This is a genomic window from Falsiroseomonas sp. RANM36, assembly GCF_056682175.1.
In genome coordinates this window covers 167,932-183,630 of the sequence record NZ_JBWXTD010000003.1, presented here as the reverse complement: position 1 = coordinate 183,630, position 15,699 = coordinate 167,932, and the positions used below count along the sequence as shown (strand labels likewise).

The 15,699-nt window shown below is 72.3% G+C and carries 13 protein-coding genes; 9 read left to right on the top strand and 4 right to left on the bottom strand.

Translation table 11 applies throughout. The features are described from left to right. The 3 genes from AC1MIR_RS05710 to AC1MIR_RS05700 all read left to right on the top strand — a co-directional run. Positions 1-1,073 (top strand): hydantoinase/oxoprolinase family protein (locus tag AC1MIR_RS05710; protein WP_480027220.1); only part of this gene is annotated, 1,073 nt, incomplete at its 5' end. Positions 1,074-1,135: 62 nt separating this feature from the next. Next, positions 1,136-2,125, top strand: coding sequence for a Bug family tripartite tricarboxylate transporter substrate binding protein (locus tag AC1MIR_RS05705; protein WP_480027219.1), 990 nt, complete (start codon positions 1,136-1,138; stop codon positions 2,123-2,125). After that, positions 2,125-3,810, top strand: coding sequence for a thiamine pyrophosphate-requiring protein (locus tag AC1MIR_RS05700; protein WP_480027218.1), 1,686 nt, complete (start codon positions 2,125-2,127; stop codon positions 3,808-3,810). Before AC1MIR_RS05705 ends, AC1MIR_RS05700 begins: the two co-directional genes overlap by 1 nt. A gap of 18 nt (positions 3,811-3,828) precedes the next feature. Here AC1MIR_RS05700 and AC1MIR_RS05695 read toward each other — a convergent pair whose 3' ends face one another. Then, positions 3,829-5,388 (bottom strand): ABC transporter substrate-binding protein, encoded by a 1,560-nt coding sequence (locus AC1MIR_RS05695; protein WP_480027217.1) that lies wholly within the window; start codon positions 5,386-5,388, stop codon positions 3,829-3,831. 167 nt (positions 5,389-5,555) lie between these two features. On the opposite strand from AC1MIR_RS05695, the gene AC1MIR_RS05690 reads away from it, so the two are divergent. Together AC1MIR_RS05690 and AC1MIR_RS05685 are read left to right on the top strand one after the other, a co-directional pair. Continuing rightward, positions 5,556-6,527, top strand: a complete 972-nt coding sequence (locus AC1MIR_RS05690) for a Bug family tripartite tricarboxylate transporter substrate binding protein (protein ID WP_480027216.1) — start codon at positions 5,556-5,558, stop codon at positions 6,525-6,527. Positions 6,528-6,538: 11 nt separating this feature from the next. Then, complete coding sequence (locus AC1MIR_RS05685; RefSeq protein WP_480027215.1) at positions 6,539-7,513, top strand: NAD(P)-dependent oxidoreductase; 975 nt, start codon at positions 6,539-6,541, stop codon at positions 7,511-7,513. A gap of 10 nt (positions 7,514-7,523) precedes the next feature. Here the strand turns inward: AC1MIR_RS05685 and AC1MIR_RS05680 are convergent, their stop codons facing one another. Further along, positions 7,524-9,251, bottom strand: coding sequence for a hydantoinase B/oxoprolinase family protein (locus AC1MIR_RS05680; protein WP_480027214.1), 1,728 nt, complete (start codon positions 9,249-9,251; stop codon positions 7,524-7,526). Continuing rightward, positions 9,244-11,331 (bottom strand): hydantoinase/oxoprolinase family protein, encoded by a 2,088-nt coding sequence (locus AC1MIR_RS05675; RefSeq protein WP_480027213.1) that lies wholly within the window; start codon positions 11,329-11,331, stop codon positions 9,244-9,246. The genes AC1MIR_RS05680 and AC1MIR_RS05675 overlap by 8 nt, the downstream gene beginning before the upstream one ends. 136 nt (positions 11,332-11,467) lie before the next feature. Between AC1MIR_RS05675 and AC1MIR_RS05670 the strand changes: the two genes are divergently transcribed. The 3 genes from AC1MIR_RS05670 (at position 11,468) to AC1MIR_RS05660 (ending at position 14,205) form a co-directional block, all read left to right on the top strand. Then, positions 11,468-13,093, top strand: a complete 1,626-nt coding sequence (locus AC1MIR_RS05670) for an FAD-dependent monooxygenase (protein WP_480027212.1) — start codon at positions 11,468-11,470, stop codon at positions 13,091-13,093. 3 nt (positions 13,094-13,096) lie between these two features. Beyond that, complete coding sequence (locus AC1MIR_RS05665) at positions 13,097-13,891, top strand: maleate cis-trans isomerase family protein (RefSeq protein ID WP_480027211.1); 795 nt, start codon at positions 13,097-13,099, stop codon at positions 13,889-13,891. A 95-nt stretch (positions 13,892-13,986) separates the two neighbouring features. Continuing rightward, positions 13,987-14,205: a hypothetical protein gene (locus AC1MIR_RS05660; RefSeq protein WP_480027210.1), complete on the top strand. Its 219-nt coding sequence runs from the start codon at positions 13,987-13,989 to the stop codon at positions 14,203-14,205. Between the two features lie 21 nt (positions 14,206-14,226). On the opposite strand, the gene AC1MIR_RS05655 is transcribed toward AC1MIR_RS05660, so the two are convergent. Then, positions 14,227-14,502 carry a DUF3467 domain-containing protein gene (locus AC1MIR_RS05655; RefSeq protein WP_480027209.1) on the bottom strand — a complete coding sequence of 92 codons (276 nt, stop codon included), beginning with the start codon at positions 14,500-14,502 and terminating at the stop codon, positions 14,227-14,229. 176 nt (positions 14,503-14,678) lie between these two features. Between AC1MIR_RS05655 and AC1MIR_RS05650 the strand changes: the two genes are divergently transcribed. Further along, the gene (locus AC1MIR_RS05650) at positions 14,679-15,530 is read left to right on the top strand and encodes an efflux RND transporter periplasmic adaptor subunit (protein ID WP_480027208.1); all 852 of its coding nucleotides are present in this window, start codon (positions 14,679-14,681) and stop codon (positions 15,528-15,530) included. The last annotated feature ends 169 nt before the right edge of the window (positions 15,531-15,699 follow it).

Sequence of the window (15,699 nt, the reverse complement as noted above, 5' to 3'; positions counted from 1 at the left end):
CCTGGGGGGGGTGGGCCCGGGGGGGGGGGGGGTCGGGGGGGCCGCGCCGCGCCGGCGCCGCGCCCGGCCCGGTCTGCTACGGCCGCGGCGGCACCGAGCCCACCGTGACCGACTGCTACCTGGCCTGCGGCTTCGTGGACCCGGCCGGCTTCCTCGGCGGCCGGATGCGGCTCGATCGCGCCGCGGCGGAAGCCGCGCTGGCGCCGATCGCGGCGCGGCTCGGCTTCTCCGGCCCGGATGCGCCGGCGCGCGCGGCGCATGCGGCGCTGCGCGTGGCGACGGCGGTGATGGCGACCGAGCTCGCCAAGGGCCTGGCGCAGCGGGGCGAGGATGCGGCGAGCTTCGCGCTGATGCCCTTCGGCGGCGCCGGGCCGACGCATGCCAACCTGCTGGCGGAGGAAGCCGGTCTGACCGCGGTGCTGGTGCCCTTCGCCGCCAGCACCTTCTGCGCGCTCGGCGCGGTGCTGGCCGACCTGAAGCGCGACTTCGTCCGCTCGCTGCGGCTGCGGACCTGGCCGGCGGAGGCGCAGGCGACGGCGGCGCTGGTCGCGGCGCTGGCCGAGCTCTCCCGCGCCGCGGAGGCCTGGCTGGCGCAGGAGGGCCACGCCATGACGCATGTCACGCTCGAGCCGAGCGCCGAGATGCGCTACGCGGGGCAGAGCTTCGAGCTGACGGTGGATTTCCCGCCCGCCACCTTCGACGGCGCGCCGGCCGCGGTGGCCGCCGCCGTGGCCGAGGCTTTCCACCGCGCGCATGAGGCGGTGTACGGCTTCCGCGACGCCGAGAGCGCGATCGAGATGACCGCCTTCCGCGTGCGCGCGACGGGGCATCTGCCGCCGCTCGCCCTGCCCGATGCGCCGGCGCGGCCCGCGGCGGCGGCGCTCGGCACGCGGCGCGTCTTCACCGCGCAGGGCTGGCGGGACTGGCCGGTGCATGCGCGCGACCGCCTCGGCCGCGCGGCGCGGATCGCCGGACCCGCGATCATCGAGCAGCAGGACAGCACGCTGGTGCTGCTGGATGGCTGGGGCGCGGAGGTGGATCCGCGCGGCAACCTGGAACTGCGGCGGCGCTGAGGCGGCGCGCTTGCGTCGCGCTGCCCCGCGACGCAAGCTTCCCCGAGCGAAGAGACAGGGAGATGCGCGGCGTGCCTGGACCCTTCCTGACGGGGCTGCTGCGCGCAGCCTGCCTCGCAATCGTCGCGGCGCTGGGACAGCCCGCGCTGGCCCAGAACTGGCCGGAGCGGCCGATCCGGTTGGTCATTCCCTTCGGACCGGGCGGCGTCAGCGACGGCATCGGCCGCATCGGCGCGGAATGGCTCTCCCGCCATGTCGGCCAGCCGGTGGTGGTGGAGAACCGCCCCGGCGGTGGCGGCGCCATCGGCATGGAAGCCGTGCTGCGCAGCCCGGCGGACGGCTACACGCTGCTGCATGCCAGCGCATCGCATGTCGTGGTGCTGCCGCTGATGCAGCGCCTGCCCTTCGATCCGCAGCGGGACTTCGCGCCGATCTCCATCATCGCCGGCAATTCGCTGGTGCTCGGCGTCTCGACCAGCCTTGGCCCGAAGACGCTGGCGGAGTTCCGCGACTACGTCGCGGCGCGGCCTGGCCAGCTCGACTACGCATCGGGCGGCACGGGCGGGCTCAGCCATCTCGGCATGGCCTATCTGCTGCAGCGGATGGGCCTGCGGATGGAGCACGTGCCCTACCGCAGCGGGCCGCTTGCGATGCAGGACGTGATGGGTGGGCGCATCCATGTCTATCTCGGCAACGCCGTGGAGATGATGCCGGCGCGCGAGGCCGGCACGCTGCGCACCATCGCGGTGACGGGCGCGCAGCGCAGCGCGCTGCTGCCCGACGTGCCGACCGTGGCGGAGCAGGGCTATCCCGGCTTCCAGATCGGCACCTGGAACGGGCTGGCCGCGCCCGCCGGCGTGCCGGCCGAGATCCGCGAGCGCATCGGCGCCATCATGGTGCGCGCCTGCGCCGATGACGGCGTGCGCACCGCGCTGCTGCGCCTCGGCACCGATCCGGTCTGCAGCACGCCGCAGGGAATGGCGGAGGCGATGCGCGCCATGACGCCGGTGATGCGCGAGGCCATCGCGCTGTCCGGCGCGACGGTGAACTGATGGCCTCGGCCGCGGAGGTCTTCCTGCGACAGCTCGGCGCCAGCGGCGTCGAGTATTTCTTCGCCAATGGCGGCACCGACTTCCCCCCGATCGTCGAGGCCTATGCGGCGCTGGAGGGCAGCAACCACCGCCTGCCGCGGCCGATGACGGTGCCGCACGAGAACGCCGCCGTGGCCATGGCCCATGGCGTGACGATGATCACCGGCAGGCCGCAGGCGGTGATGGTGCATGTGAATGTCGGCACGGCGAACACGCTCAACGGGCTGCTGAACGCGAACCGCGACCACACGCCGGTCTTCGTGCTCGCCGGCCGCACGCCCTATGCCGAGAAGGGCCGGCCCGGCGCGCGCACGCGCCACATCCACTGGGCGCAGGAGATGTTCGACCAGGCGGCCATGGTGCGCGAGGCGGTGAAGTGGGACGGCGAGCTGCGCCAGCCGGAGCAGGCGGGGGATCTGGTGACGCGCGCGCTCGCCATCGCCATGGCCTCGCCGCGCGGGCCCGTCTACGCCACGCTGCCGCGCGACACGCTTGCCGCGCCGGCCGATGGCGCGGTGGTGCGCGAGCCCGTGGCGCCGCCCGCCGCGCCGCTGCCCGACCCGGGCGCGCTGGAAGCGGCCGCGCGGATGATCGCGGCGGCGGAGCGGCCGCTGCTCATCAGCTCGGCCGCGGGGCGCACCCGCGCCGGTTTCGACGCGCTGTCGGCCTTCGCCACGCGCTTCGCCGTGCCGGTGATCAGCTTCATGCCGCGCTTCGTGAACATCGCCGCGGACCATCCCATGCATATGGGCTACGAGCCCGGACCGCTGCTGGCCAAGGCCGACTGCGTGATCGTGCTGGACACCGACGTGCCATGGATCCCGCATCTCCAGGGGCCGCCCGAGGGCTGCCGCGTGGTCCATGTCGGCGAGGATCCGCTCTTCGCGCGCTATCCGATGCGCAGCTTCCCGATGGATCTGGCGATCACCGCCACGCCGGCCGCCGCGCTTGGCGGGATCTCGGCCGCGCTCGCGCCGCTGCTGGCGCAGGGGGCGGAGGCGGTGCGGCGCCGCGCCGCGGAATACGGCGCGCTCTCCGCCAGGCAGCGCGCGACGTGGAAGGCGAGCATGGCCGCGCCGCCCGCGGGGGCGATCACGCCGGAGTGGATCAGCCACTGCCTGGGCGAGGCGCTGGACGAGGATGCGATCGTCGTCAACGAATATCCGCTGCGGCAGGCCCATTGCCCGCGCAATCGCCACGGCACCTTCTACGGCCAGAGCACCGCGGGCGGGCTCGGCTGGGGGTTCGGCGCGGCGCTGGGCGCGAAGCTCGCGGCGCCGGACCGGCTGGTGGTCGCGACGCTCGGCGACGGCGCCTATGTGTTCAACAACCCGACCGCCTGCCACTGGGTGGCCGAGGCGCATGGCCTGCCGGTGCTGGTGATCGTGTTCAACAACGGGATGTATGCGGCGGTGCGGAACTCCACGCTGGCGATGTATCGCGACGGCGCCGCCGCGCGCACCGGCGCCGACCTGTTCGCCGACCTGCGCCCGGCGCCCGCCTTCGAGAAGCTGGCCGAGGCGAGCGGCGGCCATGGCGAGCGGGTGACAGACCCGGCGGAACTGCCCGCCGCGCTCCGGCGCGCCATCGCCGTGGTGACGCGGGAGCGCCGCCAGGCGCTCCTCAACGTCGTCTGCGAATACTGAGCAGGGCTGCCGCGGCGCTCAGCGCGCCGGCGCCCGCGCATCCCGCGCCAGCGTCTCCTCGTCCATCCGCGCGGTGAAGGAAAGCCGCGTGGCGTTGACCGCCCAGACCGCGGACAGGGTGACCACCGGGATGATCGCGTTGTCCTCCATCGCCGTGCGGATCCCCTGCGAGACGATGCGCGCGCGCTCGGCCTCGTCCAGCACCTCCAGGCTCGCGCGCGTCAGCCGGTCCACCTCCGGATTGGAGTAGCGCATGCGGTTGAAGGTGCCGAAGCGCGGATCGACGCCGCGGGTGTGCAGCAGCGAGGCGAGCATGTAGGTCGCGTCGCCGGTCAGCGTGCCCCAGCCGTTCATCGTCAGGCTGTAGTCGCCGCGCGTGAAGTTGGTGAAGTAGACGGAGGTGGGCTGCGCGTTCACTTCGGCGGTGATGCCGATCTGCGCAAGCGACTGGCCGAGCGCGGCGCAGACCCGTGCATCGCCGGCGAAGCGGTCATTGGTGCAGTGCAGCTGGATGCGGAAGCCGCGCGGATAGCCCGCTTCCGCCAGCAGGCGCCGTGCCTCCGCGGGGTCGTAGCGCAGCGGGGGCGTGTCGCGCGGCACCCCGAAGAAGCTGGCGGGCAGCGGCGTGTTCGCCGGCTCCGCCAGGCCTTCCATGATGCTGCGGGCCATGCCGTTGCGGTTGATGGAGAGCGACAGCGCCTGGCGTACCCGCGGGTTGCGCAGCGGGCTGCGCGCGAAGGGCTGCCCGTCATTGTCGGTGACGAGCGGCGAGGCGTCCCGCCCGTCCGGCTGCAGCAGGAAGACGTAGATCGAGGGAACCTGCAGGACCTCGAGGTTGGCGGTGCGGCGCAGCGTTGTCACGCTGGCGGGCGGAACGTAGTTGATCAGGTCCACGCCGCCGGCCAGCAGCGCCGCCACGCGCGCGCTGTCGTTCGAGATCTCGCGCATCGTCACGCGCCGGAAATGCGGGGCATCGCCCCAGTAGCGGTCGAAGCGTTCCAGCACCAGGTCGCCGCGCGGCTCCCACGAGACATACCGGTACGGCCCCGTTCCGATGGCCGCGCCGCCGCTGCGGAAGGCGGCGTTGTCCGCGCCCTGGGCGGCGCGCGCCTGCACGATGAAGACGCGGTCGAGCTCCGCGAGCAGCGTGGCCGAGGGGCCGTGCGTCAGGAAGCGCACGGTGTGGTCGTCCACCACCACCGTCTCCTTGATCGAGCGCACATAGGCGCCGAGGCCGCCCGTGCCGGCGACCACGGTGGGGATGCGCTCGACCGAGAACTTGACGTCGGCGGCCGTGAAGGGCGTGCCGTCATGCCAGAGCACGCCGCGCCGCAGCTTGAACTCCCAGGTCATGTCGTCCACCCGGCGCCAGCTTTCGGCCAGGTTGGGCTGCAGCTCCATCTCCGGCGAGCGCCGCACCAGCGCGTCGAAGATGTTGCGCAAGGCGGAGGCGTGCTGCCCCGCCGAGGAGAAATGCGGGTCGATCGAGAGCGGGCCCGACCGCACGCCGAAGGTGGTCTCCTGCGCCATCGCCGCCATGGCGGACAGCAAGCCGCCGAGAGCCAGCGCCCCCAGCATGGATCGCATCCTGCGCATCGTCGTTCTCCCTGTGCTTGTTGCGGCGCGGCAGAGTAGAGCGTGGCGGCAGCACGGCAAGCGAGAAGCGGCAAGGCCATTGACACGCGCCGTGCCTGCCCGAGAGTCACGGTCCGGCTTCGTGCAGCCGCGGGGGAGGAACACCGATCATGCAACGCCGCAAGCTTCTGCTGGCCGCGGCCGGCGCGTCCATGCTGCTGCGCGCCCCGGCGGTGAGGGCGCAGGGCTTCACCCAGACCCTGCGCATCATCGTGCCCTTCGGGCCGGGCGGCACCAGCGACATCCTGGCGCGACTGATCGCGCCCTCGCTGCAGGCGCGCATCGGACAGAACGTGGTGGTGGAGAACCGCCCCGGGGCCGGCGGCAACATCGGCGCCGACGCCGTGGCCAAGAGCCGGCCCGACGGCTCCATGATGGTGCTGCTGGACATCTCCGTGCTGGCGACGAACCCGCACCTGTTCCCGCGCCTGCCCTTCGACGTGGAGCGCGACCTGGCACCGGTGCAGATGGTGGTGTACGCGCCCTACATCCTGGCGGTGAACAACACGCTGCCGGTGCAGAACGCCGCCGAGCTTGCCGCCTATGCGAAGGCCAATCCGGGGAAGCTCAATGCCGCCAATTCCGGCACCGGCACGCTGACCCACCTGGTCGCGCTTGCGCTTGCCGCGCATTGGGGCGGCGCGATGGAGCATGTGCCCTATCGCGGTGGCGCGCCGGCGCTGCTGTCGCTGGTGTCGAACGAATCCAACCTGACCATGGCCGGCGCGACGCAGTCCATGAACTACGTCGTGCAGGGCCAGATGCGCGGGATCGCGGTGACCGGACCGCGCCGCTTCGACAACCTGCCGAACCTGCCCACCTTCCGCGAGCTGGGCTGGCCGGAGCCGGATTCCGGCACCTGGCAGGGCATCCTGGTGCAGGGCCAGACGCCGCCGGCGCTGGTCGCGCGCCTCGAGCAGGAGATCGCCGCGGTCCTGAACGAGCCGGCGGTGAAGGCGCGGATCGCCCAGATCGGCGGCGAGGTGCAGGCCGACGGCGCCGCCTCCTTCCGCAACCGCCTGCGCGAGCAGACCGAGAGCTACGGCCGGATCATCCGTGCCAACAACGTCCGGATCGAATGACCGCCGATCGCATGTTGCGCGTCCACGCGCATGTCGCCCCGCAGGCGGGGCTGGCGGACCAGTTCACGGAGGCGCGGCTGCGCGCGGCGCGGGCGCCGCGCGCGCCGCGCATCGTCCTGACCCATGGCGACACGGCGGAGACGCTGGAGGCCGCGCTGGCGGAAGCCGAGGTGCTGTTGCTGACCGGCGCCGCGCCGCTGCACGACCTGGCCCGGCGCGCGCCGCATCTGCGCTGGATCAGCTACACCAGCGCCGGGGTGGAAGGGCTGCTGAAGCAGGAGATCCCGCCGTACATCGCGCTGACCAACGCCAGCGGCACGCATGTGCCGAAGGCGGCGGAATTCGCGCTTGCCGCCGTGCTGATGTTGAACAACGCCATCCCGTACCTGGTCACCGCGCAGCGCGCGCGTCGCTGGGCGCCGCGCGCCGGCGGCACGCTGGCGGGAAAGACGGCGCTGATCCTCGGCATGGGCGCGCTCGGCGGCGCGGCGGCCGGCGCGCTGAAGGCGCAGGGCATGCGCGTGATCGGCAACAACCGCTCCGGCCGCGCGCATCCGGACGTGGACCTGATGACCAGGGGCGCCGACTTCCGGCCGCACTTGCCGCAAGCCGACTTCCTCATCATCGCGCTGCCGCTGACGCCGGAGACGCACGGCGTGGTCGGCCGCGCGGAGCTCGACGCGTTGCCGTGCCATGCGGGCGTCGTGAATATCGGGCGCGGCGAGCAGCTCGACGAGGCGGCGCTGGCCGCGAAGCTGCACGAGGGCAGCCTCGGCGGTGCGGTGCTGGATGCGCTGACGCAGGAGCCGCTTGCCGCCGACAGCCCGCTCTGGGACACGCCGAACCTGATCATCACCGCGCATTGCGGCGTCTATGACCCGACCGCCTATGGCACCCGCTGCATGGCGGCCTTCGCCGAGAACCTGGAGAGATGGCTCAGGGGCGAGGCATTGGCGCAGCTGGTGGATCGCGTCCGCGGCTACTGACCGCCCTGTCTCAGGTATCCCGCCACGCGCCGAGCGCCGCGGCCACCGCGGCCATGCCGTAGTCGCGCTCGGCGGCGGCGCGGGAGACCTTGCCGTCCAGGATGTCCGCCGCCAGCGCCTGCGGATCGCGCTGCGAAGGCGCGCCGAAGCCGCCGCCGCCGGGCGTCTGGATGCGCACCGCCTCGCCCGCCGTCAGGCGCATCGCGGTGGTGGCCGTGGGCAGCGGCGCTTCCTGCGGCGTGCCGGGGCGATGGCGCAGCGTCGCGAGCCCGCCGGGCAGCCCGCCCTCGCAGCCCGGCGCGTCCGTGACATAGCCCTCGCCGCGCGCCGTCAGCAGCGAGCCGTCCACGCGCGACGAAATCTGGCGCGCGAGGCCAAGCCCGCCGCGCCACCGCCCGGCGCCGCCGGAATCCGGCACCAGCGCATACGCGTCCACCAGCAGCGGATACTCGATCTCCAGCGCCTCCGCCGGCAGGTTGGACGAGTTCACCGTGTGCACCTGCGCCGCATCGGCGCCATCCGCGCCGCAGGTCGCCCCGATTCCGCCGGCCAGCGTCTCGAGATAGACATACGGGCCGCCATTGCGCCGCTCGCCGGCGACCAGCAGCAGCGGCACGGAATCATGGCTCATCGCCATGCGGCGCTCCGGCGCGACGGCGCGGTTCATCGCGTCGAAGATGGCGCCGGCGGCGCGGTTGCAGGTGATGGCGCGCACCGCGGTCGCGGCGGGGAAGCGCGGGCTGAGGATGCTGCCCTCCGGCGCGGTCAGGCGCACCGTGTCGAACAACCCGCTGTTCGCCGGCAGGTCGGGATCGAGCAGCGCCTTCACGGCGTAGTAGCAGGTGGCTTCCAGGGCCACGCCCGCGACATTCATCGCGCCGCGCGCCTGCGGGGCGGAGCCCTCGAAATCCAGCAGCAGGTCGCTGCCCTTCACCGCCACGCGCACGGCAAGGCGGATCTTCTCGCCACCCGGCACGCCATCGGAATCCATCCAGCGCTCGCCATGCCATTCGCCATCCGGCATGGCGGCGATGCGCGCGCGGAGGCGCCGCGCCGTGTAGGCGATGAGGTCGTCGATCGCGCGTTCCACCGCCGCGATTTCGTCGGCCGCCACCAGGCGCCGCATCAGGTCAGCGCCGCGGCGGTTCACCGCGATCTGCGCGCGGAGATCCAGCGTGCGCTCCACCGGCTCCCGCGAATTGTGCGCGATCATGCGCAGCAAATCCTCGTCCACCTCGCCGGCCCGCGCGATGCGCATCACGGGGATGCGCAGCCCTTCCTCGAAGATCGAGCGCGCGGTCTGCGACATGGAGCCGGGATAGGGGCCGCCGACATCCGAATGGTGCCCCGTGTTCACCGCGAAGAAGGCGACGCGCTGATCGAAAAAAATGGGCGTGACGATGGTGATGTCCGGCTGGTGCGTGCCGCGCGCCAGGAACACGTCGTTGCAGACGAAGGCGTCGCCGTCCTTCATCGCCTCGACCTGCGTGTGTTCCAGCACGCTGCGCACGGCGCCGAGCAGCGAACCCAGATGCAGCGGCATATGCGCGGCCTGCGCGATGCAGCGGCCCTTCGCGTCGAACATGCCGACCGAGCAGTCCTTGCGCTCCTTGATGTTGGTGGAGAAGGAGGCGCGGATGAGGATGTGGCCCATCTCCTCCGTGATGGAGAGCAGGCGGTTGGCGAAGACCTCCATCGCCACCGGGTCGGCGGCCGGTGCCGGGTTGGTGTCAGGCATGGGCCAGCGCCTCCTGCGATGCGGCGCTGCGGGCGGTCTGGCGCAGCACGATGTTGCCCTCGGCATCGAGCTCCACCACCTGGCCGGGAAAGGCGACCGTGGTGGCGCTCATCTCCTCGATGACGGCAGGCCCGACCAGGCGTGCGCCGGCGGGCAGCCTGTCGCGGTCATAGACCGGCGTGCCGCGCCAGCCGATCTCGCGGTCGAAATAGACGCGGCGTGCGCCGATGCGCGCCGCCTCCGGCGAGCCCTCCTGCGGCGGCGGCTCCGGCGCGCCGCGCGGCACGCGGCCGAGCGCGGTAAGGCGGCAATTCACCAGTTCCACGGTGCGGCCCGGGATGGCGTAGCCATAGGTGCGCTCATGCTCCACCGCGAAGGCGTCCATCAGCGCGGGCAGGTCCATTCCGCCTTCGGGCAGCTTCACACGCACCTCGAAGTTTTGGCCGTCATAGCGCAGGTCCACCGCGCGGCTGGCGTCGCGCCGCGACTGCGGCACGCCTTCGCCCTCCAGCCAGGATTGCGCGTCGCGCTCCATCTCCGCGAACAGCGCGGCGGCGTTGGACCAGCTTGCCTCGTCCAGCGGCGCGATGGCGGTGCGGACGAAGTCCAGCGCGATGTCCGCCAGGAGGATGCCCCGCGCGCACATGGTGCCAGGCTCGCGCGGCACGACCACGACAGGGATGCCGCATTCGCTGGCGACTTCGGTCGCATGCAGCGGGCCGGCGCCGCCATAGGCGAACAGCGCGAAGCGTTCCGGCGCATAGCCGCGTTCCGTCGTCACGCCGCGGATCGCGCGGCCCATGTTCGCGACGGCGACGCGGATGATGCCGAGTGCCGCTTCCTCCACCGAAAGGCGCAGCGGCGTCGCGATCTTTTCGCTCACTGCGCGCCGCGCGGCCGCGGCGTCCACGGGCATCGCGCCGCGCAGCAGGGCGATGGGGTCGAGGCGGCCGAGCACGATGTTCGCATCCGTCAGCGTCGGCTCCGTGCCGCCCTTGCCATAGGCGACCGGCCCGGGATCGGCGCCGACGCTGCGCGGCCCCACCTTCAGCCCGCCGCCGCCGTCGATGAAGGCGACGCTGCCGCCGCCCGCACCGATCACGTCGATGCCGATGGCCGGCACCTTCACCGGATGGCCCGCGACGTCGCGTGACGAGGTGGAGGTCGGCGCGCCATCCGCGATCACCGACACATCGGTGGAGGTGCCGCCGACATCGAAGGTGACGACGTTCGGAAAACCCGCCGCGCCCGCGACCACGGCGGCGCCGATCACGCCGGCGGCGGGGCCGGAGAGGCAGGTGCGCACTGGCGCCGCACCGGCCGTCGCCACGGACATCAGCCCGCCATTGGAATGCACCGTGTAGGGGCCGGGCACGATGCCCGCGCCCTTCAGCCGCGCCTGAAGCTTGTCCAGGTAGCGCGCCATGCGCGGACCGACATAGGCGTTCATCACCGTGGTGGAGAACCGGTCGAATTCGCGGAATTCCGGCAGGACCTCGGCGGATATCGAAAGATACGCCTCGGGCGCGATGCGTTGCAGCACGCGCTTCGCCGCCGACTCGTGCCGCGGGTCGCGCCAGGCATGCAGGAAGCCGACAGCGATGGCTTCCACGCCCTGCACCAGCAGCGCGCGTGCGGCCTGTTCGACCTCCGCCTCGTCCAGCGCCTGCAGTACCGTGCCCTCGGCCGCCAGGCGCTCGGCGATCTCGATGCGGCGTCGGCGCGGCACCAGCGGTTCCGGGCGCTTCACGGTGTAGTCGTAGAGATGCGGGCGCGTCTGGCGGCCGATCTCCAGCACGTCCCGAAAGCCCTTCGTCGTCAGCAAGCCGGTGCGGGCGCCGCGGCGCTCGATCACCATGTTGGTCGCGACCGTGGTGCCATGGCCGAGGAACACCACCTCCGCCGCCGCGCCCTGCGCGCGGGCCAGCAGGCCGATGATGCCGGTCTCGATCGCCTCGGAGGGATCGTGCGGCGTCGAGGGAACCTTGTGGAAGGTGATGCGGCCCGTCGCATCGTCCACCAGGGCAAGGTCGGTGAAGGTTCCGCCGACATCGAGGCCGATCCGCAGCCGTCGTGCCATCTCCGCGCATCCCACGCTGTGCCGCAAGCGAGCCTTGCATTGCGGGGCGGGGGCGTCGAGACGGAACATGCGCTGCCCCGCCGATTGTCGGCATGCGATCCGCTGGCTACCGTGGCGCCGAGCAAGGAGGTGCCCGATGCCGCGACGCGTGCCGGTGCTGATCGCCGGCGGCGGGCCGGTGGGGCTGACCCTCGGCATCGACCTCGCGCATCGCGGCGTGCCCTCGCTTCTGGTGGAGCCGCGGCACGGGCCGACGCAGCACCCGAAGGCAACGCTGCTCGGCGCGCGCTCCATGGAGCTGTTCCGGCGCTGGGGCCTGGACGAGCAGGTCTACGAAGCCTGCATGCCGCAGAACGACGCCTACTACATCGTCTTCTGCGACCGTCTGGCGGGCCATGAGATCCACCGCTTCGCCTCCCCGCCCGTCGCGGCGATCCGCGCGCGCGATCCGGCGGCTGCCGCGCGATGGCGCGAACTCGCCTGGTCGCCCTATGGCAAGACGCAGATCGGGCAGCAGGCGCTGGAGCCGGTGCTGCTTAAGCACGCGGCAGGGCTGTCGCCGCTGACCATGCGGCATGGCTGGCGCCTCGCGGCCTTCGAGGATCGCGGCGACCATGTGCTGGCGACGCTGGAGGACGAGGCCGGCGCGACCGAGCAGGTGGAGGCGGACTACCTTGTGGGCTGCGACGGCGGCGCCTCGCTGGTGCGCAAGACGCTGGGCATCCCGATGGTCGGCCGCGGGCGGATGCGCAGCAACCTCTCCTTCCTGTTCCGCAGCGCCGACTTCCTGCGCGCGCATGGGAAGGGCCTGGCGAATCTCTATTTCTGCTTCACGCCGGGCTGCTACGGCGTGTTCACCGCGATCGACGGGAAGGATCTCTGGAACTACCAGTTCTACTGGGCCGACCCGTCGCGCGAGGGCGCCGACGATCCCGCCGCCGTGCTGCATGCCGCCATGGGCGCGCCCTTCGATTTCGAACTGGTCGGCACCACGCATTGGCATCATCACCAATCCGTCGCGGCGGAGTGGCGGCGCGGCCGCGTCTTCCTCGCCGGCGACGCGGCGCATCTGTTCGTCCCCACCGGCGGCGTCGGCATGAACACCGGCATCGGCGACGCCTGCGACCTCGCCTGGAAGCTTTCGGCCGTTCGCGAAGGCTGGGCGGGCGAGAAGCTGCTGGACAGCTACGAGGCCGAGCGCAAGCCGGTGGCGATCCGCAATTCCATCATCTCCGCGACCAACTCCGACCGCATCGACATGGTGATGGCGGAAACGCCCGCTTTCATCGGCGAGGACAGCGAACGCGGCGCGGCGGCGCGCGCGCGGCTGAAGCAGCGCATCGCCTGGATGTCGCGGCAGTTCAACTCGGCGGGCGTGCATCTCGGCTACCGCTACGCGGACAGTCCGGCGATCGTCCCGGATGGCACCCACGAGCCGCCCGACGATCCGAACCAGGTGGTGCCCTCCACCTGGCCCGGCAGCCGCTTCCCGCATGCCTGGCTGCCGGATGGGCGCAGCACGCTGGACCTGCTCGGCCCCGGCTTTTCGCTCATTGGCGCCGGCATGGACGCCGAGGCGTCGCGGCTTCTGGCCGCGCTGCGCGACGGAGGCGTGCCCGTGAGCACGCAGCGCTGCGATGCCGCTGTGCTCGAAGGCCCTCGCCTCATCCTGGTGCGACCCGACGGACATGTGGGATGGCGCGGCGCGGCCGATCCGGCGGAGCCGGAGGCCATCGTCGCGCGAGTGACGGGAAGGGATTGAGCCATGGCGGTGGAATACGCTCCACGCGGCCTGCTCGGCGTGCTGACGCCGCAGGCGAACACGACGGTGGAGCCCGAATTCGCGGCGCTGCTGCCGCCCGGCACGGCGATGCTGAACGCACGCATGACCAGCACGAAGCCCACCATCATCGCGCGGCTGCTGGACTATCTCGCCGCGCTCGAGACCTGGTCCGACCAGTTCGCCAACGCCCCCGTCGGCGCCATCGCCTTCGCCTGCACCGGCGCCTCCTACTTCGCCGGCGTGGCGGAGGAGGAGGCTGCGGTCGCGCGCATCACCGCCGCGCGCGGCGTGCCCTTCGTCACGGCCGGCCATGCGGTGCGCGACGCCTTCCGCGCGTTGGGCGCGAAGCGCATCGGCCTGGTCAGCCCCTATCCGCAGGACCTGACGGATGCGGGCATCGCCTATTTCACCGCGCTCGGCTTCGAGGTCGCGCGCGTCTCCGGCTCGGTCCTGCAGGACGGCGTCTTCCACCCGATCTACGCAATGAGCGGGGAGGGCGCGCACCAGGCGCTGCTCGCGCTGGATCCCACGGGGCTGGACGCGATCGCGATGCTGGGAACGGGCATGCCGACCCTGCTGCCGATCCGCCGCACGCCCTTCCATGGCGGCGTGCCGGTGCTGTCCTGCATGCTGGCGCTGGCCTGGCGCAGCCAATGCGCGCTGGATCGGGCGCCGCCGGGGCGCGACAACCTTCTGGCCTGGGTGCGCAGCGAGGGCTGGGGCGCGCGCTACGAGGCCCGCGCCGTCACAGGCGCCGGCGGCGGCCGGCCGGACTGACCGCGCCGACCCCTCTTGATCCGACGCGGTAGGACCGGGATGTTCCCGCCCCGTCGCGCCGGGCCGGCGCGGCTGCCACAGGAGACGCACCGCGCATGAGCCAGTCCGGGCCGTTCTATCTGCGTTGGCGCCCCGCCGGGACGGCGGCGCCGGAACTCGAGCGCTTCGACGACCTCGATGCCGCCCTGGATGCCGTGGAGGCGCGCTGGGCGACGCTGCGCGATCAGGCGCCGCAGATCCTGGATGGCCGCAAGGTGCTGATCCTCAGCACGGCCGAACTCCAGGGCGAGTTCGACGCGGCGCCGGAGGCCTGAGCCGGGCGGCGCCGCGGTGCCTCAGAGCGACCCGTGGCGCGACTCGTGCTCCGACATCAGGCGCGTCAGCAGGTCGTGGAAGCGCTTGGCGGCCACCGGGCTCATGATGATGCGGTGCAGCAGCTGCACATCCATCGGGCCGCCCCCCTGCTGCTGCTGCAGGTCCCAGTTCTGGTTGACGCCGAAGGTCAGCACCACTTCCTCGCGCGTGCTGGTGGCGCTGCACACGTTGCAGTAGCTGCTCTTCAGCTGCGAGGTGTCGAGCTTCATCTCCGGCTGGGTCGGCGGCTGCGCCATCTCGATGCTCCTTGTGCCGCGCGATCGCTGCCGGGGTTTCGGGCGTCAACGCGGGGTTGTGCGGACGATATCGGTGGCGCCGCGCAGCGGCAAGCGCCGGCGGGGCGTTGCATTTCCCCACCGATGGACGATGCTCGACGCGGCCGGCGCTGCACGTGCCGCTTGTGTGGATGACCATGGACCGCAACCGCACCGCACCGCATCTGCTTCGCCTCGCGGCGCTGCCCGTCGCGCTCGCCCTGGCCGGTGCCGCCGCGGCGCAGCCGGCGCCGCGGCTGGCCGAAGGCGAGTTCGACTGCCTGATGGACGCGGCCCAGCGCGTGAAGCTCGGCGCCTCCGTCACCGGGCTGATCCGCAGCGTGCAGGTCAGTCGCGGCGACGTGGTGCGCCAGGGCCAGGTGGTGGCGCTGCTGGCGGCCGAGGTGGAGGAGGCGAACCTCGCCCTCGCCCGCGTCCGCGCGGAGAACGACGCGCCGGTGGCCAGCGCCGAGCAGCGCGCCGAATACGCGGAGCGCCGCGCCGGGCGGCTGCAGCGCCTGCGCGCCAGCAGCGCGGTCAGCGAGCGCGAATACGACGAGGCCGCCACCGAGGCCCGCGTGGCGGCGCTGACGCTGCGCGACGCGCAGATGAACCTGCAGGCCGCCCGCGCCGAGCTGCTGCGTGCCGAGGAGCAGGTGGCGCAGCGGCGCATCCTGAGCCCGGTGGACGGCATCGTGGTGGAGCGTCACCTCGCCGCCGGCGAATACCTGCACGAGCAGGCGCAGCTGCTGACGCTCGCGCAGATCGATCCGATCCATGTCGAGGTGTTCCTGCCGGTTTCCTATTTCGGGCAGGTCAAGCTCGGCGACATCGCGACGGTGCTGCCGGAGGCGCCGGTGGGCGGCGTCCACGCGGCCGAGGTGTCGGTGGTGGACCGCGTGATGGACGCGGCCAGCGGCACATTCGGCGTGCGGCTTCGCCTGCCGAACCCCGACCTCACGCTGCCGGCGGGATTGCGCTGCCGTATTCGCTTTCGCAACCCGGGGTGAATTCGCGGTAACTTCTTGGCCATGTCGTCGGCGACTGCCGAAGACTGTCATGCTGCATGTGCGAAAGCCTGCGCGTGAAAGAAAAACATCCGGTGAACGCGTGCAGATCAATTGACGTCTCGTTTACCGTGGTTTTTCCTTCCTGATTGAAGTCGGCGCCATGCATGCG